The organism is Ilyobacter polytropus DSM 2926 (assembly GCF_000165505.1).
Lineage (GTDB): Bacteria > Fusobacteriota > Fusobacteriia > Fusobacteriales > Fusobacteriaceae > Ilyobacter > Ilyobacter polytropus.
The window spans coordinates 783,703-808,505 of sequence record NC_014632.1 but is presented as its reverse complement, the minus strand read 5'-3'; the positions used below and the strand labels follow the sequence as shown (position 1 = coordinate 808,505).

22 protein-coding genes are annotated in these 24,803 nt (G+C 34.1%); 19 read left to right on the top strand and 3 right to left on the bottom strand.

From position 1 onward, the window contains the following. Positions 1 to 8 precede the first annotated feature (8 nt). Positions 9 to 572 (bottom strand): type IV pilus modification PilV family protein, encoded by a 564-nt coding sequence (locus tag ILYOP_RS03635; RefSeq protein ID WP_013387167.1) that lies wholly within the window; start codon positions 570 to 572, stop codon positions 9 to 11. Positions 573 to 1,139: 567 nt separating this feature from the next. Here ILYOP_RS03635 and ILYOP_RS03630 point away from each other — a divergent pair. The 16 genes from ILYOP_RS03630 to ILYOP_RS03560 all read left to right on the top strand — a co-directional run bounded on the left by ILYOP_RS03630 (position 1,140) and on the right by ILYOP_RS03560 (position 18,222). Then, positions 1,140 to 2,456 carry an APC family permease gene (locus ILYOP_RS03630; RefSeq protein ID WP_013387166.1) on the top strand — a complete coding sequence of 439 codons (1,317 nt, stop codon included), beginning with the start codon at positions 1,140 to 1,142 and terminating at the stop codon, positions 2,454 to 2,456. A gap of 159 nt (positions 2,457 to 2,615) precedes the next feature. Beyond that, a complete protein-coding gene (locus tag ILYOP_RS15480) occupies positions 2,616 to 2,750 on the top strand; it encodes a zinc ribbon-containing protein (protein ID WP_013387165.1) in 135 nt (44 codons plus the stop codon). A gap of 743 nt (positions 2,751 to 3,493) precedes the next feature. Continuing rightward, a complete protein-coding gene (locus tag ILYOP_RS03625; RefSeq protein WP_013387164.1) occupies positions 3,494 to 4,204 on the top strand; it encodes a hypothetical protein in 711 nt (236 codons plus the stop codon). A gap of 140 nt (positions 4,205 to 4,344) precedes the next feature. Beyond that, complete coding sequence (locus ILYOP_RS03620; RefSeq protein WP_013387163.1) at positions 4,345 to 4,635, top strand: hypothetical protein; 291 nt, start codon at positions 4,345 to 4,347, stop codon at positions 4,633 to 4,635. 66 nt (positions 4,636 to 4,701) lie between these two features. After that, complete coding sequence (locus ILYOP_RS03615; RefSeq protein WP_013387162.1) at positions 4,702 to 5,118, top strand: hypothetical protein; 417 nt, start codon at positions 4,702 to 4,704, stop codon at positions 5,116 to 5,118. A 102-nt stretch (positions 5,119 to 5,220) separates the two neighbouring features. Beyond that, complete coding sequence (locus tag ILYOP_RS03610; RefSeq protein WP_013387161.1) at positions 5,221 to 5,580, top strand: hypothetical protein; 360 nt, start codon at positions 5,221 to 5,223, stop codon at positions 5,578 to 5,580. Between the two features lie 124 nt (positions 5,581 to 5,704). Beyond that, positions 5,705 to 6,493 (top strand): sterol desaturase family protein, encoded by a 789-nt coding sequence (locus ILYOP_RS03605; protein ID WP_013387160.1) that lies wholly within the window; start codon positions 5,705 to 5,707, stop codon positions 6,491 to 6,493. 29 nt (positions 6,494 to 6,522) lie between these two features. Continuing rightward, positions 6,523 to 7,122: a class I SAM-dependent methyltransferase gene (locus tag ILYOP_RS03600; protein WP_013387159.1), complete on the top strand. Its 600-nt coding sequence runs from the start codon at positions 6,523 to 6,525 to the stop codon at positions 7,120 to 7,122. A 37-nt stretch (positions 7,123 to 7,159) separates the two neighbouring features. Beyond that, positions 7,160 to 7,819 (top strand): response regulator transcription factor, encoded by a 660-nt coding sequence (locus ILYOP_RS03595; protein ID WP_013387158.1) that lies wholly within the window; start codon positions 7,160 to 7,162, stop codon positions 7,817 to 7,819. Further along, on the top strand, positions 7,820 to 9,235 hold the full coding sequence (locus ILYOP_RS03590; protein WP_013387157.1) for a sensor histidine kinase: 1,416 nt from the start codon (positions 7,820 to 7,822) through the stop codon (positions 9,233 to 9,235). Next, positions 9,232 to 9,603, top strand: coding sequence for a Spy/CpxP family protein refolding chaperone (locus ILYOP_RS03585; RefSeq protein WP_041921001.1), 372 nt, complete (start codon positions 9,232 to 9,234; stop codon positions 9,601 to 9,603). The genes ILYOP_RS03590 and ILYOP_RS03585 overlap by 4 nt, the downstream gene beginning before the upstream one ends. A gap of 444 nt (positions 9,604 to 10,047) precedes the next feature. Next, positions 10,048 to 12,006 (top strand): 1,4-alpha-glucan branching protein GlgB, encoded by a 1,959-nt coding sequence (glgB, locus tag ILYOP_RS03580; protein WP_013387155.1) that lies wholly within the window; start codon positions 10,048 to 10,050, stop codon positions 12,004 to 12,006. Next, the gene (locus ILYOP_RS03575; protein WP_013387154.1) at positions 11,999 to 13,144 is read left to right on the top strand and encodes a glucose-1-phosphate adenylyltransferase; all 1,146 of its coding nucleotides are present in this window, start codon (positions 11,999 to 12,001) and stop codon (positions 13,142 to 13,144) included. The genes glgB and ILYOP_RS03575 overlap by 8 nt, the downstream gene beginning before the upstream one ends. Before the next feature lie 15 nt (positions 13,145 to 13,159). Further along, positions 13,160 to 14,317, top strand: coding sequence for a glucose-1-phosphate adenylyltransferase subunit GlgD (gene glgD, locus ILYOP_RS03570; protein WP_013387153.1), 1,158 nt, complete (start codon positions 13,160 to 13,162; stop codon positions 14,315 to 14,317). A gap of 24 nt (positions 14,318 to 14,341) precedes the next feature. Next, entirely contained in the window at positions 14,342 to 15,772 is a 1,431-nt protein-coding gene (glgA, locus tag ILYOP_RS03565; RefSeq protein ID WP_013387152.1) for a glycogen synthase GlgA, read from the top strand. A gap of 20 nt (positions 15,773 to 15,792) precedes the next feature. Further along, on the top strand, positions 15,793 to 18,222 hold the full coding sequence (locus ILYOP_RS03560) for a glycogen/starch/alpha-glucan phosphorylase (RefSeq protein ID WP_013387151.1): 2,430 nt from the start codon (positions 15,793 to 15,795) through the stop codon (positions 18,220 to 18,222). Between the two features lie 6 nt (positions 18,223 to 18,228). On the opposite strand, the gene ILYOP_RS03555 is transcribed toward ILYOP_RS03560, so the two are convergent. Beyond that, positions 18,229 to 19,128, bottom strand: a complete 900-nt coding sequence (locus ILYOP_RS03555; protein ID WP_013387150.1) for an alpha/beta fold hydrolase — start codon at positions 19,126 to 19,128, stop codon at positions 18,229 to 18,231. Positions 19,129 to 19,357: 229 nt separating this feature from the next. After that, the gene (locus ILYOP_RS03550) at positions 19,358 to 19,828 is read right to left on the bottom strand and encodes a hypothetical protein (protein ID WP_222838867.1); all 471 of its coding nucleotides are present in this window, start codon (positions 19,826 to 19,828) and stop codon (positions 19,358 to 19,360) included. Between the two features lie 897 nt (positions 19,829 to 20,725). Here ILYOP_RS03550 and ILYOP_RS03545 point away from each other — a divergent pair. From ILYOP_RS03545 to ILYOP_RS03535, 3 genes are read left to right on the top strand one after another with little or no spacing between them, the layout of a single operon-like run. Beyond that, positions 20,726 to 21,205: an NADH-quinone oxidoreductase subunit NuoE family protein gene (locus tag ILYOP_RS03545; protein WP_013387148.1), complete on the top strand. Its 480-nt coding sequence runs from the start codon at positions 20,726 to 20,728 to the stop codon at positions 21,203 to 21,205. Positions 21,206 to 21,219: 14 nt separating this feature from the next. After that, entirely contained in the window at positions 21,220 to 23,016 is a 1,797-nt protein-coding gene (locus ILYOP_RS03540) for an NADH-quinone oxidoreductase subunit NuoF (protein ID WP_013387147.1), read from the top strand. Positions 23,017 to 23,031: 15 nt separating this feature from the next. Beyond that, the gene (locus ILYOP_RS03535; RefSeq protein WP_013387146.1) at positions 23,032 to 24,795 is read left to right on the top strand and encodes an NADH-dependent [FeFe] hydrogenase, group A6; all 1,764 of its coding nucleotides are present in this window, start codon (positions 23,032 to 23,034) and stop codon (positions 24,793 to 24,795) included. Positions 24,796 to 24,803 lie beyond the last annotated feature (8 nt).

Below are 24,803 nucleotides of genomic sequence, written 5' to 3'. Positions count from 1 at the left end.
GTCTCCCCTTAATTTAAGTTTTCCATGGGAACTAAAATGAAGTTCTCGCTATATTCCCTGATCTCTTCTTCTGTGGATTTACTGGACTGGTATGTCAGTGTGACAGTCCCGTATACTGGTTGATCTTCTAACAGACCACCGGTTCCAAAGATTACATCTGATGCAGTTGAATTGGTAACAGGATTTGTATAAGTGTCCTCTGTAACCAGCTCTAGGTTTGTTTCCATCATAGATATAGTAAATTCTGCATCTTCCAGATCTATCCCTCGCCCCTCTAGTGTCAAAGTACTGTCTAAAAGATCTCCTGTATCAGTTTCACCATCTGTTATTGTATGGCTTTCTGCATAGTATTTATCTGTATCCCAACTGGCATTAGCAACAACAGTTGTATATCCCTTGGATTTTACATAATCTATTATGGTTGTTGCAATTCTTGCAGCCTCTTCAATCTCAGCAGACCTTCTGTCCATGCATAGGGAATTTATAGTAAACCTTGTTATGGGAATCATTCCAATAAGAAATATCACAATGGCAATTAAACATTCTATCAGCACAGAACCTTTTCTTTTCATCAATCATACTCCCCCTATACTTTTCACTTATTATCATACTTTTTCATATTCCTCTCAGTAAATATATATTGTTGTTTTGTGTCAGACTATTGTCATGTTTGTGTCAGGTCTATGTCGTATTGTAACTGTACTATTTTTTTCCATATTAACTGTCTTTCAGATTATTTATAAACAAAGCTCACTTGACAAAAAACACCGAAAGAGATCATTTCATCCGTAAAATCAGCATCTTTGATATAAAATTTGTTGTAAAAATTATGATTTTACCCTTATTTTTATTTCAATATTTTAAAAATTATGCTATTATAATAAAGTTGATGTACGAACAATCTAGAATTAATCAATTATTTAAAAGATAGATATTTCAAAAGATATAACTCTTTTAACCTATACTATATCGAACAATAACTATGTAAGGATGATATTAAACACAATAAGAAAAAACATAATATTGTAATTTTTAATTAAATTTTGTAATTAAACAATTCTTAATTTCAGAATTTTTACAGATATAAAAAGTTGTGTTACACATAAACTAAATTACACAATATATAAGGAGAAAATAATATGGAAGATAAACTAAAGGGAAGGTACGGCTTTCCAGTTGCTTTTTCAATGGTAGTAGGAGTAGTAATCGGTATAGGAATATTTTTCAAGGCGAAACCTGTTCTTATAGCATCGGGGCTTCACCCAAAAATCGCAATTTCTGCATGGATCTTGGGTGGGACTATCTCTATTCTCTCTGGGCTAACAGCGGCAGAGATCGGAGCGGCAGTTCCCGAAACAGGTGGAATCATTGCCTGGATAAGAAGGGTTTACGGGGATAAGGTGGCGTTTCTCGTTGGATGGACTCAGGCTATAGTATACACCCCTGCAATAGTGGCTCTCATAGCCTATTATTTTGCATTTTTCACCACACAGTTTTTAGGAGTAGAAGCTGGTCCTAAATATATGCTTCCCCTGTCAGCAGGAGCACTGGTACTTGTCTTTGCTGTAAACACTTTTACACAAAGAGCAGGTGGAATAATCCAGGCCCTGGCAACAGGAGCCAAAATAATCCCTCTGGCGGCAATAACCATATTCGGATTCATGTCAAACAACAACAGTGCCGGGATTTTTTATACATCTACAGAGGCAGTTTCTACAAAACCTCCTATTCTTCTTTTGGGTATGGCGTTGGTACCTGTGATGTTTGCCTTTGACGGCTGGATCTACGTGGGAACAATCTCAGGAGATTTGAAAAATGTAAAAAAAGACCTTCCAAAGGCCATTATATTCGGTCTTGGATTTATTACCATAATATATGTAGCTTTAAACATCGGACTTCTCAAGGTTTTCTCTGCAGATGAACTTGTAAACCAGGGTATGTTTGGAGTTGCTCAGAATTTATTTGGAAATTACGGTGCCAAGGTTATATTCCTAGGAATAATGATCTCCTCTTTCGGAGGACTAAACGGTTTCTCCCTTATATCTACGAGAGTCCCTTACTCTCTGGCTATAGAGGGGCATTTCCCGGCAAAGAATTATTTCTCCAAGGTAGAGGAAAAAAGCAACCAGCCTATGAGATCAGCAGGACTTATGTTTATACTCTCTATGGTTTATCTGATAGCTATGTTTATTACTGGGAATCCCGATGTATTTGGTGATATACCGGTGGCAATATTCTGGTTGTTCTACTCTATGGTATTTTTAGGGGTAATCATCCTTAGAAAAAGAGAGCCTGAATTAGAAAGACCTTATAAGGTTCCCCTATACCCTGTGGTTCCCATCCTAGCAATTCTAGGGGGAGTATCCATCGGAGTATATGCCGCCATCAGCAACCCTAAATATATGCTTATCTCTCTATTAGCTACCCTTTCAGGGCTGCTCTTCTATAAGAAATAGTCTTACTATATGAAATTACGTCCCCCTTGGTAAATCCAAGGGGGTTTTTATTACTAACCTGTTAGATTTCATAAAATTTTTCTATCTTAATAATAACTCTTGTATTTTCACAATATAAGGAATATACTTCATATATCAAAACTTGAAGAGGTGAAAATTATGCCTATAGCAGGAGAAAAGATAAAAAAAGGAATATATCAATGCGTTATCTGTGGATTTCAGATAGAAATAGAAAACGAAGAAGAATTGGATCTTTGCCCTTTATGTGAAGGTGCCAGATTTCAAGAAGTATAGTGTTAATTTAAAATCATTCTCATAGTGATTTAGAAAAAAGGCAGAATAAGTATCTGCCTTTTTTCTATTATTTAGCCTTAGTTTCTACTTCTCCTTCAAGATAAAATATTGAATTTATCCAAAGTTCCGTTACTTTTCCTTGATGAAAAGTAACCAAAAATCAAGGCCTGTGAAAAATAAGCTAAATGCCTTCGGAAATCTAAGTAAAAATCAAAACTCGCTTCGCTCAAACAGTTGATTTTTTCTAAAGATTTCTCTCAGTCATTCTTAACGCTTATTTTATCAATGGCCAAAAAAAATTAAAAAGATTTAAAAAAATCATTTAAGATTTTAAATTCCCCTTTAAAAAATGCCGTTAAGAAATCATCTTGTGAAATCCACTTTCATTGAAATAAGGAGGTTTACCGACTATATTTCAATAGAAAGTTAGTTCAGAAGTGATTTTAGGTATTTTTTAGGGGTGCCTTTTCTTTGGTTACTTTCTTTGGGCAAGCAAAGAAAGTAACACAGCTTTTGGATAAATTCAGTAACTTATCAGCATTTCTTACAAATAGAAAACTCGAGTTACTACTAATAAATATACGTATTTAAAGGAAAAAACTGAATTATAGTTAAATTTGTCATATGGCACACAAAAGACATAGAAATGACACAGAAGAGAGGTATTATCAATGTGTATTAAACAAACTTACTGCAAATCTATTATCTTACAAACCTATTAATTAAAAAGGAGTATGATAGAAATGAATATGAAGAAAATGGTAGCTATTATGGCCTTATCTATGTCAGCTGTTTCCTTTGCCAAGGCTGGAACACCGGTAAACTCAAATGTTAAAAATACAGGTCAGCAAGTAATGAGGCATCAGCAGGCTGTGATTTTGACTCCTGAGCAGCAGAAGGAATTCTACGAAATGAATCAAGAAGCTATGAAAATATCTAAAAGTTATATGATCCAGATTCGTGAAACAGAACTGGATATGCAAAAAGAACTTCTTAAGGATAAACCAAACATGAAAAAATTAGATAAATTAATCAATAAAAAAGCCGCTTTTAAAATCAAAAGAGAAAAAACGATGCTAGATTACAGAATCCAATTAAAAGAAAAATTTGGAATTGATAATTTTCATGGTGCTATGAGACAAAATATGAAAAATAACAAGGGTAGAAAAAACCCTTCTAATCAGAAACTTACTCAGGAACAGCAGCAGGAGATCAGAAAAAACAATATTGATAACAGAAAAGAAAATTTAGAGTATCGACTTCAGATAAGAGAGATCAAACTAGATATGCAAAAAGAGATGCTCTCAGAAAATCCAAATATGGAAAAAATAGAGATGCTCACAGAGAAAAGAATAAAAATACAGAGTGAGATGGAAAAAACCATGCTTAGAAACAGACTAGAATTAAAAGAAAAATTTTATGACTACATAACAGAAAGTGACATGGAAAATTAGATCAACTAAATTAAAATGGGCTAAATACAGCCCATTTTAATTTACATAGTTTTAGAATTATCGACTTAAGTGATAAAAATATATAAAAAGGATGACAGAATTTAATAAGAATATCTTCTTTAAAAGGAGGGGATGTTATTATGAAATTTGAAATAATGGATATCATGTTAAAAAAAGACCACTTTCCATGTTTACTAAAAAAAACAGAAGGACAGACTTTAAAAAAAATATTTAAAATAGACGAAGTTTTTATAAATAACAGAAAAAACAGAAATCATGTAGATGACTTGGAGTTTAGATATATTTACAAGGACGAACACAACGTATTTATACTTATTGAAGAGTATTTATTCAAGGAAAATGAAGCTGTGTTAAATATAGAAAATTCTATAGGGGTAAATTACTATCTAAATAAAGCCACTAATAATTGACACTTTTTTTAGAAGGTGATAAAATTTATCTGTGACTTTTATTATCTCTAGTAGGAGGAAAATATCTTGAGAAGAGCACTTATATTTTTTATGTTTTCTGTAATTATCTCCATTCAACTCTTCTCTCAGGATTTGAAAGGAATAGAATATAAAAATATGCAGGTGGGAGTATCCTCACACTCTATGCAGCTTATGGATGAATCAAAGGCGACTCCTGTATACGCAGAAATGAAATACAAATTTTACGATGGCACAAAGGCCGTTCCCTATGTAAAAGGTGATATGGGATATAGTTATGTCTCTGATGAAAGCTCTACAGAGACAGCTCTTTCAGACATTGCAGACAACAAGTATTATAGTGTCGGAGCCGGTGTGGATTTAAATGATCTCAGCCTGGAGGTAGCCTATGAAAATTATCTCATAGACCCTATAGAAGATGAGTCTGACGGTAGAATGGTGTTGAAATTTGATTATAAGTACTGATAAAGCCTCTTAAAACAGGCTTTATTTTTTTAAAGGAATATTGTAAAAAAATTGTAAATTGTTTATAGATACACAAATGTTATATATTAAGGAGGGGATTATATGAGTATGCAAAATTCCTATTCCACAATCGAAAAAAGGTATGAGCCTAAATACCGTACAGAAATAAACCATTCGAGAAATACTGTGGAAGTTGAGGGTGTTTTTACCATGACAGTAGCAGATCTTTTGAGCGAGGTATTAGGAGAAAAAATATATTCAGATGCCATAGTTTTCAAACCCCAAAGTCCATGTAGCTATGAATTTAAAGATTCCTTATTAGAAAAAGAAAGGTTTAAAGAGATATTTGACTCATCAGACTTAGGAGCTATTATAGATAGATTGTCATTGGTAGCAGAGCATAGGCACATACATCTTAGCAAGCTCCCTGAAAAAACAAATCTAAAAATAAAAAGACACTAAACTGTCAGTCCCTGAGTTATCAGGGACTTTTTTTTATAAAACGGATAATTTTTCTCTTTAATAAAAAAATTTAGTTAAAATAATTTATCATATAATCAAGAAATTTTTTAAGGAGGTGGATAAATTGGATAGAGGACTGCTACTTTTATTTATATTTCTATTTTTTTTCGCTCTTGAGCGATTGCAGCCTCAGATGGATAACAGTAAACGGTCAAAGCAACACGACGAAACAAATATAAAAATCGGAATTATAAATACAGTTTTAGGACGCCTAATAGCCATACTTACAGTCTATGCAGTAGTATCATTTTTTGAAAAAAACAATTGGGGTCTTTTTAATCTAATTTCTCTAAACACAAATATGATTTTGTTATTAGAAATACTTTTGTTAGACCTTACTAATTACACCTGGCACCGACTTCTTCACAATATAAATTTTTTGAGACGATTTCACAATGTCCACCACACTGATAAATTTTTAAATTCAACTTCAGCCCTTAGATTTCACATTATCGAGATTTTTTTGGGGAACATTTTTAGATTAGTACCTATAGCACTGCTAGGAATAAGTATAGAGGCGGTATTAATGTACGAGGTGATTCTAAACGGCAACGTTTATTTCCACCACAGTAATATCAAAATACCTGTAAAAATTGATATCATTTTATCTAAAGTAATCGTGACCCCATATCTTCACAGAATACACCATTCCATAAAATATAAAGAGAGCAACTCAAATTACTCATCTTTCCTTATATTCTGGGACAAAATTTTCAGAAGTTTCACACCCCAGGGAAAATTTTCAACTTCAAAATACGGAATACCTGGGTATAATGAAGAAGGGTACCAAAAGTTTTATTTCCTTTTGAAACAACCTTTTCTAAAGGATGACACAAATTCGTCACACAAATAAAGGATAATAATGTATAAAGGGAGATTTATATGAATACAAAAGATAAATATGACAAAGTAGCTAAAATTTATGATAGAATGGAAAAAATGTTGTTTTTCAATAAATATAGAAAAGATCTAATATCTCTCGCACAGGGTGAAGTCTTAGAAGTAGGAGTGGGAACAGGAGCAAATCTTCCCTATTACTCTGAAAAAACTTCAGTTATAGGAATAGACTTCAGCAAAAACATGCTGGAAAAATCAAAAAAAGTAATTAAAAAAAATAATATCACAAATATTAAACTTAAAGAAATGGATGTACAGACTATGGCTTTTGAGGATAATAGCTTTGACTGTGCTGTATCAACTTGTGTATTTTGTACCGTCCCTGATCCTGTAGCAGGTTTGAAAGAAATATACAGGGTTATAAAGCCTGGAGGGAAGGTACTTTTTTTAGAACATATGAGAAGTAAAAATCCGCTGATAAACATCTTTCTTTTTATGATGAATATTATGTCAAAATTCTTTTTGGGAACTTCTATGATAAGAAAGACCCAAAAAAATATAGAAAAATCCGGATTCAAAATAACAGAAAGAAAAGATCTTTTTTTTGATGTGGTAAGGATAATAATAGCAGAGAAAGATCTTTGATATCAAATATTTAAAAAGATTTTAATTGGAGGAAAATATGGATAAAAAAATACTCCTTGCAGAGGACGACTGGAAATTAAGAAGGATTGCTTCAGACTTTTTAAAAAAAGAAGGATATCTCGTCATAGAAGCTGAGGATGGCGAACAAGCTATAGAGTTTTTTTTTAACAACAAAATAGACCTTGTAATACTAGATATCATGATGCCAAAATTAGACGGCTGGGATGTCTGCAGAGAGATCAGAAGCGAAAGGAAAAATGTCCCTATAATAATGCTAACCGCCAAGGGCGATGAAGATGATATATTAAAAGGGTATAAACTTAAGACCGATGAATATGTCACCAAACCTGTTTCACTTAAAATCTTAATGGCAAAGGTAAAGGCTCTTTTGAGAAGAAATAACAATGACTCTATTATCAATATGGGAAAACTAATCATAAATGACAGCAGCCACGTTGTTACTCTAGACGGAGAGATTTTAGAACTGTCTCCTAGAGAATATGAGATGCTTTTGTATTTTGTAATAAATAAAGGAATAGCATTAAGTAGAGAAAAAATAATAACTTCACTGTGGGGATATGACTATGAGGGAGATCGTAGGGCAGTAGATTCCCAGATAAAAAGAATAAGAAAAAAACTTGGCGGAGAATATATCGAAACTGTAAGAGGCGTGGGCTATAAATTTGAGGTGTCATAAGTGAGCATAAAAAATAAATTATTTTTTCTTTTATCACTGATAATGATAATAATAACTTTATCTTTGTATCTTTTCAGTGAAATACATTTTGAAAAGTATTATTTTAATGTTAAAAAAGATAAACTCCTAGAGGTTTCTGAATATGTAAAAACATCAGGCTATGATATCGATATAGGAAAGCTTGAGCAAGAAACCGGTGTTCGGGTTGATTTATTTCCCTTTGATTTCATAGAACCTGAACTCCTTCAGGATAGTGGGACAAAAAAAGAGGAAATTTTGGGACTTTTGAAGAATCCAGGAACTTATTTTTACAAAAAAAGTATTGATAGATTTTTTAGAGTGGAAACTCTTGTCCTATTTACCGCATACGACAATAAAAGACTTCTGGTAGTGGGTGTTCCTGTAAACTTTATAAAAGAGCAGATGGACATAGTAACAGCTTACCATTTAAAAATAATATTTATAGCTTTTATACTGGGGATTATTTTAGTCAAAGTTTTTTCTGGCAGAATAACCAAACCTCTCATAGAAATACAAAATCTTGCTCATAGAGTTGCAAGATTTGATTTTTCAAAAAGGTTCACAAAAAAATCAAAGGATGAAATAGGCGACTTGGGAGAAAGTATAAATATGATGTCAGAGAGCCTTGAAAGCAACATTCTAGAGATCAACTCTGCTAAAGAAAAACTTCTAGAGGCAAATAAAATACTTCTGAAAGATATAGAAAAAGAAAAAGCAATAGACCAAATGAGAAAGGAGTTTATCTCCAATGTAAGTCATGAGCTGAAAACCCCCATAGCTGTTATAAGTAATTATACTGAGGGATTAAGAGACGGAATAGCTCCTGATGAAAAAACAAGAAATTTTTATCTTGAGATCATACAGGATGAGGTTTTAGAGATGGATAAGCTTGTTAAATCACTTCTGTTTCTTTCAAAATTGGAAAGAGGTTATGAAGACTTTGCAATGGAAGAGCTAGACCTAAAAGAGATAATAGAAAAAGAGATAAGCATAAACAAGCTCCTTATGGATAAAAAATCTATCACTTTAAAATCAGAACTAGAGAATGGCCAAATCCTAGGGGATCACGATAAAATCTCTATGGTAATAAGAAACCTTATCAGTAATGCTGTAAAATATGTTTCAGATAATGGTTCTATACATATCAAACTCCAAAAAATCGATAAAAATATGAGATTTGAGATTTTTAACAACTGTGATATAGAGGAAGATGAATTAGAAAAATTATGGGTCCCTTTTTTCAGAGTCGATAAATCCCGGACAAGGGACAGCGGCACTGGTCTTGGGCTGACCATAGTTAGAAAAATTCTGAGCAGTCACGGATATAGATATGGAGTGGAAAAAGTAGAAAAAGGTTTGCTTTTCTGGTTTGAAGGAGGGGAGGTAGAGATATGATGAAAAAATTAAGTTTGATTTTTATTCTTGTAATCTTTGCAGTCTCAGCTGATGCAGCTCCCTTCAATAATAATCCAATGAAACATAAAAACATGAAAACCGGTGTTTCCTATGATAATCTGACTCCAGATCAAAAAGAGAAGGTGATGGAGCTGAGAGCAGAGCTTGTCAATAAAGAGTCAGAAATAAACAATCGTGCGAGGGATTTGAGGTCTGAAATGAATAAATGTATGCTTTCTAAAGAACCAGACATGAAAAAATTTGAACAGCTTCAGAAAGAAGCAACAAAATTAAGAAGAGAGAGAAGAGTGTTAAAAGAGAACTATATGAACCGTATAAGAAAAATCATAGATCAACAGCCGGATTAATTTTCGGCTGTTTTTTTTTATCATTGACTGGTTTAGTTTTTTTAATCTTCAATTCAAAATCCCATAAAATCTAGTTTTACTTTTTCAACAAAATATTTCATGACAAAAACGAATAATTTTTAACCATAAAAAGTTCCTTTTTTTAAGAAATATCTATTTGATTTAAATATACCATTGGTGATATACTTGTAAACAACATTTTCAAAAAATATAATTTTTTTCTTTGAATTTTATATGAATAAAAAATTAAAAAACTTACTGTCATTAACTTACTAAAAGAGGAGAAGAATTTATCTTCTCTTCTTTCATATAAAAACATTAAGAATTTAGTGATTTTGGTATACATAGATGAACCCTGTTAAAAAAAACTAAAAAATATAAAAAGAAAATTAATAATTTGAAGTATTAATATAAAGGACATATTTTTTATTGAGAGGAGGTACAATGAGCAATAAAACCGAAATAGACCGATACCTCTTTCACAGAGGAGAACACAAAAGAACCTATGAATATATGGGAGCACACCTTACAAAAAATGGAACTTTTTTCAGGGTCTGGGCCCCTAGAGCAAAGTCCGTAAGTGTCATAGGAAATTTCAACAACTGGAATTCCTCTGCCAATCCCATGTCAAAGATTAATAACGAAGGTATATGGGAACTTGAAATAGACGGAATCACCAAGGGTGAAATTTATAAATTTGACATAGAAACTCAGTTTGGAGACAGGGTTCAAAAAAGTGATCCATACGCTTTCTATTCTGAACTAAGACCTAATACTGCATCTATAGTATATGGTCTAGAAAAATACAAATGGCAAGACAGTAAATGGCTGACAAAACGTAAAAAGACCAATCATTACGAGAGTCCTATGAATATTTATGAACTACATTTAGGTTCATGGAAGCAAAAAGAACTCTCAGGAGATAAGATAAAAAATATTGATCATTCGTCAAATATAATCGAGATTGACCATGAGTGTTTTTATAACTTTAGAGAGATCGCAGATGAACTATCTAAATATGTAAAATATATGGGATACACCCATATTGAAATAATGCCTGTGTCAGAATATCCCCTAGATGCTTCCTGGGGTTATCAAGGGACAGGTTATTATTCTGTAACCAGCAGATACGGAACACCTGAGGACTTTAAGTATTTTGTAGAAAAGATGCATGAAAAAAATATAGGGGTTATATTAGATTGGGTTCCTGGGCATTTTTGTAAAGACAGTCACGCCTTATATAGATTCGACGGGACTCCAACCTATGAATACCAGTGGGAACTTTTAGGAGAGAATTATGACTGGGGAACTGCGAACTTTGACCTTTCTAGAAACGAAGTAAAGAGTTTTCTTATCTCTAATGCCCTTTATTGGATAAGGGAGTTTCACATAGACGGTCTTCGTATAGATGCCGTTGCAAATATGATCTATCTAGATTACGGTAAAAAAGGTGACCATCCAGAACTAAAAAACGAACATGGTGGAAATGAAAATCTTTGGGCCGTAGAATTCTTGAGAGAACTGAATAAATCAATTCTCGAGGAATATCCAGGGGTTTATATCGCCGCTGAGGAATCTACTGCATGGCCTCTTGTGACAAAACCAGGTTATGTCGGAGGACTAGGTTTTACATATAAATGGAATATGGGATGGATGAACGACATGCTCGCTTATATGGAGCTCGACCCTCTATACAGAAAGTGGCATCACAACTATATCACCTTTTCCTTTATGTATGCATTCTCAGAGAATTACGTACTTCCCTTATCTCACGATGAAGTGGTACACGGTAAAAAGTCATTATTGGACAAAATGCCAGGTACATATGAAGAAAAATTCTCCAACTTAAGAGCTTTTTATGGCTATACCATGCTTCATCCTGGTAAAAAATTACTGTTTATGGGAGGGGAATTCGGTCAGTTTGTCGAATGGAAATATTATGAAGACCTCGACTGGAATCTCTTGGAATATCCAAAACATAAAGAGATGAAAAAGTATACCCGAGCTCTAAACTTGTTTTATAAAAAAGAAAAAGCTCTCTGGGAAAATGACTGTTCTCATGACGGTTTTCAATGGATAGACTGTTTAAATTATGAAGAGAGTATAATCTCTTTTATACGTAAGAGTAAAGACAAAGATGATTTTGTAATAGGTGTATTCAATTTTACACCTGTCTCTAAAAAAGGATATAGATTAGGAGTGCCTCGCTTCGCAGTATACGAAGAGGTATTCAACAGCGACCTTCACGAATATGGAGGTACTGGTATGACAAATAATGAAGAACTTCATCCTTCACCGGAACCATGGCATGAAATGAAATACAGCATCATGATTGATATCCCGCCTCTATCAGCGGTATTCTATAAAGCTCAACTAAATAAAAGGGGGAAAAGCAATGGCTAGAAAAGAAATAGTAGCAATGATTCTTGCAGGGGGACAAGGTACACGACTAAAGTCTCTTACAGAAAAAATAGCAAAACCTGCTGTGCCGTTTGGAGGAAAGTACAGAATAATAGACTTCGCTCTAAGTAACTGTTCTAACTCGGCAATAGATACTGTTGGGGTGCTCACACAATATGAACCCTTTGCCCTACATAATCATATCGGTATAGGGGCCCCTTGGGATCTAGACAGACAAAACGGTGGTGTATCTGTACTTCAGCCTTACACAAGTATGGACGGTGGAGACTGGTACATGGGAACAGCTCATGCCATCCATCAAAATATTAACTATATCGACAAATTCAACCCTGAGTATGTTTTGATACTTTCAGGTGACCATATTTACAAGATGGATTACAGTAAAATGCTTGATTTTCATAAGGAGAATAATGCAGATGCTTCTATAGCTGTAATAAATGTCTCAATGGAAGAGGCCTCGAGATTTGGTATTATGAATACAAACGAAGATTACTCTATTTATGAATTTGAAGAAAAACCTGCAAATCCAAAGAGTACCCTAGCATCTATGGGAGTATATATTTTCAGATGGGATCTTCTTAGAAAATTCTTGATAGAAGATGAAGAAAATAAAGACTCTAGTCATGACTTCGGAAAAGATATAATCCCAAAAATGCTAAATGACGGACATAAAATGATGGCTTATCCTTACGAAGGATACTGGAAAGATGTAGGAACTATAGACAGCCTATGGGAAGCAAATATGGATCTTTTAAATCCAGACAATGAACTAAATATTTTTGATAGAAATTGGAAAATATATTCACCACAAAAGGCATATCCCCCAAAATACGTAGGTGAAAATGCTAAGATTAAAAACTCCCTTATTGTAGAAGGATGTGACATATACGGAGAAGTTGAAAACTCCATTATATTCGGAGGAGTATGTATAGGTAAAAATACAAAAATAAAAAATTCTGTTATTATGTCTGAATCAGCTATAGGGGACAACGTAGTTATAGAAAAAGCAATTGTCGGATCAAATGTAATGATCAATGATCATGCCTCTATAGGAGACGGAATAGAAATAAAAGTAATACCAGACAATACAATCATCCAAAAAAATCAGATCATAAAATAAAGGGGGAGGTTTAAAATGACAAACAACTATATGGCGATGATACTCCTAACGGAAAAAGACGACGATATAAGAGGGCTAACTAAAAATAGAAATATAGCCTCCACTCCAGTAGGAGGAAGATATAGAGTTATTGACTTTGCACTTTCAAACATGGTTAATGCAGGTTTGAGAAATGTAGGGCTCTTTGTAGGTAAGCAAAACAGTAGATCTTTAGTAGACCACTTAGGTAGCGGAGGACCTTGGGATCTAGACAGAAAAATAGACGGAATGTTTCTTTTCAACTTTGCAGGTGGAGAGGGATCCCGTACTGACATTTCTATCTTAGAAAACAACTTAGAATACTTTTACAGAAGTAAACAGGATCATGTTTTTGTAACTTCCTCTTACATGGTGTGCAGCATGGATGCTAAAAAATTCATCGAAGAACATGAGGAAAGCGAAGCAGATATATCTATTATCTATAAAAATGTAAAAAATGCTGATGTAAGTTTTTACGGATGTGATACAATAAACCTAAATGAAGACGGATATGTAGAAGGTATCGGAAAAAATCTTCATTTTAAAAAAGAGGAAAAAATCTCATTAGAGGGATTCATAATGAAAAAAGATACCTTCATAAAAATGATCTGTGAAGCAACTCAAAATGGATCTTATACTTCATTCAAAGATCTAATCTCTAGAAACGTAAATAAATATAAAGTGAAAGGTCTTGAATTTGAAGGTTATCTACGATGTATCAATTCTACAAAGGAATACTTCAAATTTAACATGGATGTACTTGATCTAGATGTGAGAAGAGATCTATTCTTCAGACACGGAAAAATACTTACAAAGATAAAAGATACTCCGCCTTCTTTATTTAAAAATGGGTCGGAAGTTACAAATTCACTTGTTGCCAACGGATGTACTATAGAGGGAACGGTTAAAAACAGTGTCGTCTCAAGACACGTAAAAATTGAAGAAGGAACTGAGATAGAAGATTGTGTAATCCTTCAAGACTGCACCATCAAAAAAGGTTCAAAATTAAAAAATGTCGTAATTGATAAAAATACAGTAATAGCAGAAGGAGAGGAATTAAAAGCTTCAGTGGAATTCCCTCTTGTCATAGAAAAGAAAATAGGAATCAATTCAGAACGATTCAAGGAACTTTATTGGCCTCTAGAAGATATGTAAATAGAGGAAGGAGGAAAAACTAATATGAAAATATTATTCGTAACTGGTGAAGCATGGCCTTTTATTAAAACAGGAGGACTGGGAGACGTATCTCATTCTCTCCCAAAATCACTCGTAAAAACCGGGGTAGATATTAGAGTGATCCTGCCTAAATACAAGGCGATAGACTATAAATACAAGAGCAAAATGAAGCATCTGGGACACACATATGTGAAGCTTTCCTGGAGAAATCAATACTGTGGGATAGATATGCTCGAATACGACGGAGTTAAGTATTATTTTGTTGATAACGAGCATTATTTTAAGAGAGATAATGTATATGGCGAGTTTGATGACTGTGAAAGATTTGGTTTCTTCTCAAAATCGGTATTAGCTGCTTTAGAAGTTATGGAATTCGAGCCTGATCTCATTCATTGCAACGACTGGCATTCAGGACTTACTCCTGTCTATCTAAAAGAGCTTCAGAGAAATGATACCTATAAGAATGTAAAAACCCTCTATACTATACATAACCTAAAATATCAGGGTATTTTTTCTATGGAAACTCTAGATGATGTTCTAGGACTCTCACATGATATCCACTTTAGAGAGGACTCTATGAAATTTTTTGACGCTATCTCCTTCTTAAAAGGGGGAGTAAATTATTCAGACTATGTATCCACTGTAAGCAGCACCTATGCAGAAGAGATAAAGATGGAATTTTACGGAGAAAATCTTCACGGATTATTTAGACATATAGACAGCAGGCTTTCTGGAATAGTAAATGGTATAGACTATGATATTTTCAATCCTAGGACTGATAAAGATATCGCAACTAAATTCAGCCAGAGTAAAATAGATAAAAAAATTAAAAATAAGCTGGAACTTCAAAAAGAACTAGGCCTCACTGTATCAGAGGATATTCCTATGATCGGTATTATAACAAGATTGGTGAGACAAAAAGGAATCGACCTTATAACTCACGTGCTTCAGGAACTTCTACAGATGGACCTTCAAATAGTCATTTTGGGTACAGGGGATCAGGATTACGAGGATATCTTTGAGTATTATTCACAAGTTTATCCGTCTAAACTGTCTTCTAACATTACTTTCAATGATGCAATGGCAAAAAAAATATACGCATCATCTGACATGTTTTTAATGCCTTCACTTTTTGAACCCTGTGGACTCTCTCAGATGATTGCAATGAGATATGGTTCTGTCCCTGTGGTAAGAGAGACAGGTGGCTTAAGAGATACAGTAAAGCCTTATAACGCAAAGAAAAAACAGGGAACCGGATTTACTTTTTCCAATTACAATGCCCATGAAATGTTGGATACAATAAAATGTGCTGTAGAAGTATATCAGAATAAAAAAGCATGGAAAGAACTCATTCTTAGGGGTATGAATGAGAAGAATAGCTGGAGTCATGCTGCAAAAAATTATAAATCTTTTTACAAAGAAATATTGGGTTAACACGTGGGGAGTTGGTTGAATTGGAATTTACAAAAGAGATGATAAAAAACGGCTTTGCTTTAAAATTAAAAAGCCTCTACTCTAAAGATTTGAAAAATGCTTCTGATATTCAGAAATATATAGCTTTTTCCAACCTAATAAGAGACTATATGTCTGAAGGTTGGTTTGAAACCAATCAGCAGTATAAAGATAAGAAAGTAAAGCAAGTTTATTATCTGTCAATGGAATTCTTAATTGGTAAGCTTCTTGAAAAAAATCTAATCAATCTCGGAATATCAGATCTGGCAAAAGAAGCTTTAGAGGATATGGGAATGGATCTAGACCTACTGATAAAGGTAGAGCCTGATGCAGGACTTGGAAACGGAGGTCTAGGAAGGCTGGCTGCTTGTTTTATGGATTCCCTTGCAGCCCTTGGTCTTCCGGGACATGGCTGTGGGATAAGATATAAATACGGTATGTTTAGACAAGAGATAAAGGATGGCTATCAGGTAGAGATGCCAGATCCTTGGCTGAAAGAGCCCTACCCTTGGGAGGTAAGAAAAGAAAACAGGAGTATAAAGATAAGATTTGGCGGAACTGCCTATATGAAAGAAGTGGGTAACGAGCTAGAGGCTGTACATGAAAACTACTATACAGTAAAAGCCGTTCCATACGATATACCCCTTTCTGGATATTTAAATAAAACTGTCAACACACTGAGGTTATGGAGTTCCGAGGCTGATACAGACGAATTTGATTTTCAGAACTTTAACAGCGGAAACTATCTTCAGTCAGTAGAGGGTAAATATACTGCAGAACTAATATCTCAAGTTCTTTATCCTGATGATTCTACAGAAAACGGAAGACAGCTTAGACTAAAACAAGAGTATTTCTTTGTAAGTGCCAGTCTTCAGTCTATTTTGAATTATCACAGAGAAGTGAAAGTTGACTTTAAACATTTAGACGATTATGTGGCAATACACATTAATGACACTCACCCTGCCTTAGCAGTGGCTGAGCTCATGAGAATACTTATGGATGAAGATGAACTTAACTGGAAAGAGGCATGGGACGTAACAACAAAGGTCTGTGCCTATACAAATCACACTATCATGGCTGAAGCTCTTGAGAAATGGCCGGCTTCTGGATTTAAAAGGTTACTCCCTAGATTATTTATGATTATAGAAGAGATAAATAGAAGGTTTTGTCAGGAGATTATTGCCAGACACGGAGACTGGGACAGAGTCGGAAGAATGTCTATAATCGAAAACGGAATGGTAAAAATGGCCAACCTTGCAATCGTTGGAAGCCATTCTGTAAACGGAGTGGCAGCACTTCATACTGAGATCCTTAAAACAAAAGAGCTAAAGGACTTTAATGATTTTTACCCAGGAAAATTTAATAATAAAACTAACGGTATAACCCATAGAAGGTGGCTTATAAAGAGTAACAGAGCCCTTACGAACCTTATTATCGACTGTATAGGGGACAGCTGGGTAAGAAATCCTAAAGATCTTGAAAAAATGATGATCTTTAAAAAAGATAAAGATGTTTTATCCAAAATAGAGGATATAAAACGTGAAAACAAGGTGAAGCTTGCAAAATATATTTTTGATAAAAAAGAAATAGTTGTAGACCCGGATTCTATTTTTGACATTCATGTAAAAAGAATCCACGGCTATAAACGACAGCTCCTCAACTGTCTTCATATTCTCTACTTGTATAAAAAACTGAAAAACGATAAGAACTTTGATATTTATCCAAGGACTTTTATTTTCAGTGCCAAAGCAGCACCGGCATATGTATTCGCCAAAAAAATAATAAAACTTATCAATACACTGGGAGATCTTATAAATAATGATCCTGAAGTAAATGATAAGATTAAAGTCGTATTTATAGACAACTATAATGTCAGTAAGGCTGAAAAAATAATTCCTGCTGCTGATGTAAGTGAACAAATTTCCACCGCATCAAAAGAAGCCTCAGGAACAGGAAATATGAAATTTATGATGAACGGAGCCATAACCCTAGCCACTCTAGATGGTGCAAATATAGAGATAAAAGAGCTAGTCGGTGATGAAAATATCATTATCTTCGGTCTAACATCAGAAGAGGTTTTAAAATTCTATAGTTCCCATAAATACAACTCAGTAAATTTCCTAAAAGAAAATCAAGAGATAGCAGAATTGGTAGAAACTTTAGTTGATGGAACTCTAGGTGTTTCTATAACTGAGTTTGGAGAAATATACAAAGAGTTAACAGAAAAGAATGACTATTATTTTGTTCTAAAAGATTTCAAAGAATATGTAAAGGCCCAGGAAAAAATAGAAAAACTTTATAAAAATAAGGATAAATGGGCTAAAAAATGTCTTGTAAATATAGCGATGTCAGGACACTTTTCCTCTGACAATACCATTGCCAAATATGCACAAGAGATATGGAATATCAAGGGTGAAAAAATAGGAGAGTAATACCTCCTATTTTTTATTTTCTATCCAGTTTTTTATATCTTCTAAAACCTCTATACTGTTTATCTCATTTAGTATTTCATGCCTTGCACCAGGATACAACTTCATTTTCACAAAATTAAAATGATTTTTCTTATAAAATTTTAGCAATTTCCTTACTCCCTTTCCATATAATCCAACAGGGTCAGACTCACCAGATAGTATAAAAACTGGTATGGTCCTTTTTACAGATTCAAAAGTTTTTTTGGTAAATAGATTTTTTAGATATTTCAGAAATGAAAAATAAAACCCTGAGGTATAAACGAATCCACAGAATGGGTCGTCTATATAATCCTTTACAATTTCTTCTCTCCTTGTAAGCCAGTCAGAGACAGTCTTTTTCTTTTTAATCTTTTTGTTATATCCTAGAAATATCAGTCTTTTCATAAGTGGACTCTTGCTTTTACTAAAAAATATTCTTATTATCCCACTTAAAATCCATCCTGAAAAAGTTTCTGCCATCCTCTTACCGCAAGAACCTGTAAGAATATACCCATTTACAAAACGTGATAAATCAGACATATGACCCTGGGCAATAAAAGAACCCATACTGTGACCTAACACATAAATTGGAAGTCCTGGACAACTTTTTGATATAAAATCGGTTATATATTTTTCATCATCCACAAGTGTTTCAAATCCACCCTCTATACTCCCTAACTCCTCGATACTCTCTGCTGAATACCCGTGTCCTCTGTGATCATCTGCATATACTATATATCCATTTTTATTAAACCATTTGGCTACAGTGTCGTACCTCAGGCTGTGCTCTCCCATACCATGGATTATCTGTATTATCCCCTTTGGGTTTTTTACATCATCCCAAACTCTTATAAAAATATCATTATCCAAATAAAATTTACCTGGCACTTTGATCTCCTTTTATACATATTATTTTACTGAATTATCTTATTATAATAACACATAAATTCTAAAGATTATTTTACTGGGTAAAACTTTTGTTTTAAGACACATTGTTTTTAAACTTTATTTTAAAAAATCTGAAAATTCCTTTATTTAAAGTAAATTTTACTATAATAAGACTTTTTTCAGACATAGAAAAAGGGCAGTAAATAACTGCCCCTTAAAATTTCTCTTATTATTCAAATGCCATATCGTTTATCTGTAGCTCATTACATATTTTATTCATATCTTTACTCTCTAAAAAATATATATCAGGATATACATTGTCCATCTTATTTTTTAATTCCCATGGCTTTTCAGCTACTGATATATAAGGATATATTACCACTTTCTCCTTTAAGAAGCTGAGAACATAACTGTTTGTAATTCCATGATGAGTGAGTCTTTTTACAATTAGATTATTTTTCTTATAAGCATCATATAAAAACGAAAAGTTTTCTTTGAAAAAATCATATTTCATTATAACACCCGAAGATTTCCTTGGATTTATCATGTAAAAGTAAGGAACTACTTTTTCTTCTCCAGTCTCCTCTTTTGTTTTATCTACATAATAATCAGTTTCACTAAAAACTTTTTCCAAATTAGAGTAATTTAGATTTGTCATCTTTTGAGACATGAACATATATGAACATAATGAAATAAGCACACAAATTAGAATAAATAACATGAATCCTCAACTCCTTTTGTATATACTGTATAAATAAAGTATACCACATGTTTTTTGAAAATAAAATTTTTTTTACTATTATTTTTATTATCTCTATCTTTTTCCAGAAATTATAATAATTAAATTAAAATTAAGCATAATTTACTTAATTCAAATTAAAGTATTGAATTTATCCAAAGTTCCGTTACTTTTCCTTGATGAAAAGCACCCCAAGGGCATTTCCTCCCTTCGGTCAGGGCATAACCAAAAATCAAGGCCTGTGAAAAATAAGCTAAATGCCTTCGGAAATCTAATAAGAGTAATGAAACTCAGAAATTAAGTTTCTGAGAACCATAAAATATACTCGTATAACTCGTTATTTTATGGTCACTCGCTACGCTCAGACAGTTGATTTTTTCTAGAGATTTCTCTCAGTCATTCTTAACGCTTATTTTATCAATGGCCAAAAACTTAAAAAAAACTTTTGTGTGAATAAACCTTGGTAAACCTTTGCGCTTACTTCTCAAGTGATAACATATGCTTTTATATTTTTTGAATTTCAAGTCGCAGGGCTTATACAGGAAAGAACCTGCACTCAGCCGTCCTACAGAATAAGTTCCGCAGGGAACCGAAGACTGTAGCTTACAAAGGCGATAAAAGAAATATCTACTTCCTAGACATTTGAAAATTCTTGAACTTTTGGTTACTTTTCTTTCAAGAGAAAAGTAACAGGTTCAAATAAAGTCAGTAATTTATTCTAACTTCTTTTAAGTAGCAATTTAAATCAATCAACAAAAATTTTCAATGAGAAAAATATATTTTAATAGGAAAGGTTCTATTTATTCTTAATAGATATATTAATGGTGTAGTTATATTTTTATGAAAAGGGAGGATTATATGAATTGTGAAAATAATTACAAAAAAAACATGTTCAGTGAACTAGATACTTTTATTAGTGAACTTGAAACAAAAGATGGCGAACTCATAAGCGTACTGCATAAAGCTCAAGATATGTTTGGCTATCTCCCGGTGGAGGTTCAGGAATTCATAGGTGAAAAAATGGGAATACCTATTTCTGAGATTTATGGTGTTATTACTTTTTATTCCTTTTTTACAACTACACCAAAAGGTGAACATCCAATCTCTGTGTGCATGGGAACAGCCTGTTATGTAAACGGATCTGAAACAATTTTAAACGAACTGACAAGAGAACTAGGAGTCAAGGTCGGAGAGACTACTAATGACGGAAAATTCTCCATAGACGTTCTGAGATGTATAGGTGCCTGTGGTATGGCTCCTATTATAAAAATAGGAAATAAGACTTACGGTAGGGTAGAAGCTGAGCAGGTAAAGCATATCTTAAAAGAATATGAGTAAATGGAGGGATGATTGTGCTTAATACTATCGAAGATTTAAAAAACATAAAAGAAAACTATCAAAAATCTGAAAATGAAAAAACCCTTATAAAAATCTCTATGGCAACCTGCGGTATAACAGCAGGGGCAGATACCCTCTATGATTTTTTTAAAGAGGAGCTGGAAAGAGAAGGAAATGCCAGTATAAAACTTGTTTCTACTGGCTGTATGGGTCTGTGTCACTCTGAGCCAACTATAGAGGTAACTATCCCTGGCCAACAGCCAGAAATTTTTGGAAATGTAGATCTGCCTAAGGCAGAAAAAATACTGAAAGATATAAAATATAAAAAAATCCACAAGACAGACGTATTTATAAGCGATAAATTAGAAAAAGTAGTTCTTCGCAACTGTGGCTTTATGGATCCTGAGAATATAGAGGAAGCTGTTTCAAGAGACGCATACCTTGCCTTATACAAGTCACTCAAAGAGATGTCTAGACAGGATGTGATAGATGAGATAAAAATTTCCGGTCTTAGAGGAAGAGGGGGCGGAGGTTTTCCCACAGGTCTTAAGTGGCAATTTGCCTTCAACAAAGATGTGGATAAAAAATATGTAGTCTGCAATGCCGATGAGGGAGACCCTGGGGCATTTATGGACAGATCTGTTCTCGAAGGTGACCCACACTCTGTACTTGAAGCTATGGCAATATGCGGATATGCAATAGGATCAGATGAGGGCTTAATCTATATCAGAGCAGAATACCCCCTTGCAATAAATAGGCTCAAAAAAGCCATAAAACAAGCAAACGAATATGGTGTGCTAGGGAAAAATATTTTTGGGACGGATTTTAATTTTAAAGTAAGATTAAAATATGGAGCCGGGGCTTTTGTCTGTGGTGAGGAGACTGCTCTTATACATTCAATGGAAGGTAAAAGAGGTGAACCAACTCTAAAACCTCCATTTCCAGCAGAAGCAGGTTACTGGAAAAAACCTACAAATGTAAACAATGTAGAGACTCTTGCAAATATCCCTGTGATCATAAATAAGGGAGCTCAGTGGTTCAAGAGTATCGGAACGGAAAAATCTCCAGGAACAAAGGTATTTGCTTTAGCTGGTAAGGTAAAAAACGTCGGGCTTATCGAAGTTCCTATGGGTACCACCCTTCAGGAAGTGATCTTTGACATCGGTGGTGGTATCACAAAAAATAGAAAATTTAAAGCCGTTCAGACAGGAGGACCTTCTGGAGGCTGCCTCACAGAAAAAGATTTAAATACACCTATAGATTTTGATTCCCTAAAAGAAAAAGGCTCTATGATGGGTTCAGGTGGAATGATCGTAATGGATGAAGACGACTGTATGGTTGCAGTGGCAAAATTTTATCTGGGATTTACTGTGGAGGAATCCTGTGGAAAATGCACACCTTGCAGAATAGGAAACAAAAGGTTGTATGAGATTCTTGACAAAATAACAAAGGGTAAAGGATCGGTAAATGATCTTCACCTCTTGAAAGACCTTTCTAAAACAATAAAAAGGGCATCTCTTTGCGGTCTGGGTAAAACGTCACCTAATCCTGTGCTTTCAACTTTAAACAATTTTTATGATGAGTATCTGGCTCATGTCAAAGATAAAAAATGTCCTTCAACTGTCTGTACAAGTCTTATTCAGTTTACTATAACAGACAAGTGTATCGGATGTACTGCCTGTGCAAAGGTCTGTCCTACAGAGGCCATTCTTGGAAGGGTAAAAGAAAAGCACTATATTTATCAGGATAGATGTATCAAGTGCGGTGCTTGTTATAATGCATGCAGATTCAATGCCATAAAGAAAGCATAGATAGGGAGGTTAACTATGGAAACGGTCAAAATAAAGATAAACGGTATAGAGGTCGAGTCTCCAAAACACGCTACTATTTTGGCAGCTGCTAAGAGTATAGGGGTCAGAATTCCTACTTTATGCCAGCTTAAAATGGGTGATATAGGATATGTCCACGATCCAGCTTCATGTAGAATGTGCGTAGTAGAGGTAAATGAACAGGAAAATCTTTATCCTGCCTGTGAAACAAAGGTTTACGAAGGAATGGAGATTATTACCAATTCGGCAGAACTAATACAGATAAGAAAAAATATTCTAGAACTTATTTTATCTAACCATCCAAAGGATTGTCTTACATGTTCAAAGTCGGGAGAATGTGAACTTCAAGATCTTGCAGATGAATTTAAGATAAAAAATATAAGGTTTGAAGGAGAAAAATCGGTTTACAGATCAGATTCTTCACCTGCTATAATTAGGGATATGGATAAATGTATAATGTGCAGAAGATGCGAGACAATGTGTAACAAAATACAAACATGCAACATTTTATCAGCAGTAAACAGGGGATTTGAAACGGTGGTGGCCCCTTCCCATGAAAAAGATCTAGAAGATACTGCATGTACTTTCTGCGGTCAGTGTGTGGCCGTCTGTCCAGTAGGTGCCCTTCATGAAAAAGACTATACCTGGGAAGTAGTAGATATGCTTGCCAATCCGTCTAAAACCGTAATTGTGCAAGTAGCCCCTGCTGTAAGAGTTGCTCTTGGAGAAGAATTTGGACATAAGCCTGGTACAGATGTCACTGGAAAAATGGTTACTGCCCTTAGAAGGATAGGATTTGACTATGTATTTGATACAAATTTTGCAGCTGACCTCACAATTATGGAAGAGGCAGCTGAGTTAAAATCAAGAGTAGTTAGATATCTAGATGGAGATAAAGATGTAAAACTTCCTATCCTGACCTCCTGCTGTCCTGCCTGGGTAAAATTTATCGAACATAATTTTCCCGACATGCTGGATATCCCATCCACTGCAAAATCTCCTCAGCAGATGTTTAGTGCAATAGCAAAAGAGTTTTGGGCAAAGGAAATGGGGATAAAAAGAGAAGATTTAATTGTGGTTTCTGTAATGCCATGCCTAGCAAAAAAATACGAGGCTTCTAGGGAGGAATTTTCAAAGGATGGAAATCCTGACACAGATATCTCAATTTCAACAAGAGAACTTGCAAGTCTTATAAATCAAAGCGGAATAAGTTTTAACATGTTACAAGAAGAAGAATTTGACAAGCCTTTCGGAATGTCTAGTGGAGCTGCGAATATTTTTGGAAGAACAGGCGGAGTTATAGAGGCTGCTACTAGAACGGCATACGAATGGATAACAGGTAAGGAGCTAGAGAATGTAGATTTCAAACAGCTGAGAGGACTAGAAGGATCGAGAGTCGCAGAAATACCTGAACTTCAGATAGACGGTGCCCCTTTGAGGATAGGAATTGCCCATGGACTCGGAGACGCTAGAAAACTGCTGGAAAAAGTAAAAAATAAAGAGGAAGTCTTGCATGCAATAGAGATTATGGCCTGTAAGGGAGGGTGTATAGGGGGCGGAGGACAACCTTATCATCATGGTAAATTTAGCATTATTAAAAAGAGATTTGACGGAATACAGGCAATCGACAGTGGAAAAAAAATACGAAAATCTCATGAAAATCCTTATATTAAAGAATTATATGAAAAATTTCTTGGAGAACCAATGGGTGAAAAAGCACACGAATTGTTACACACAAAATATTTTTCAAGAAAAAAATAATATTAAGA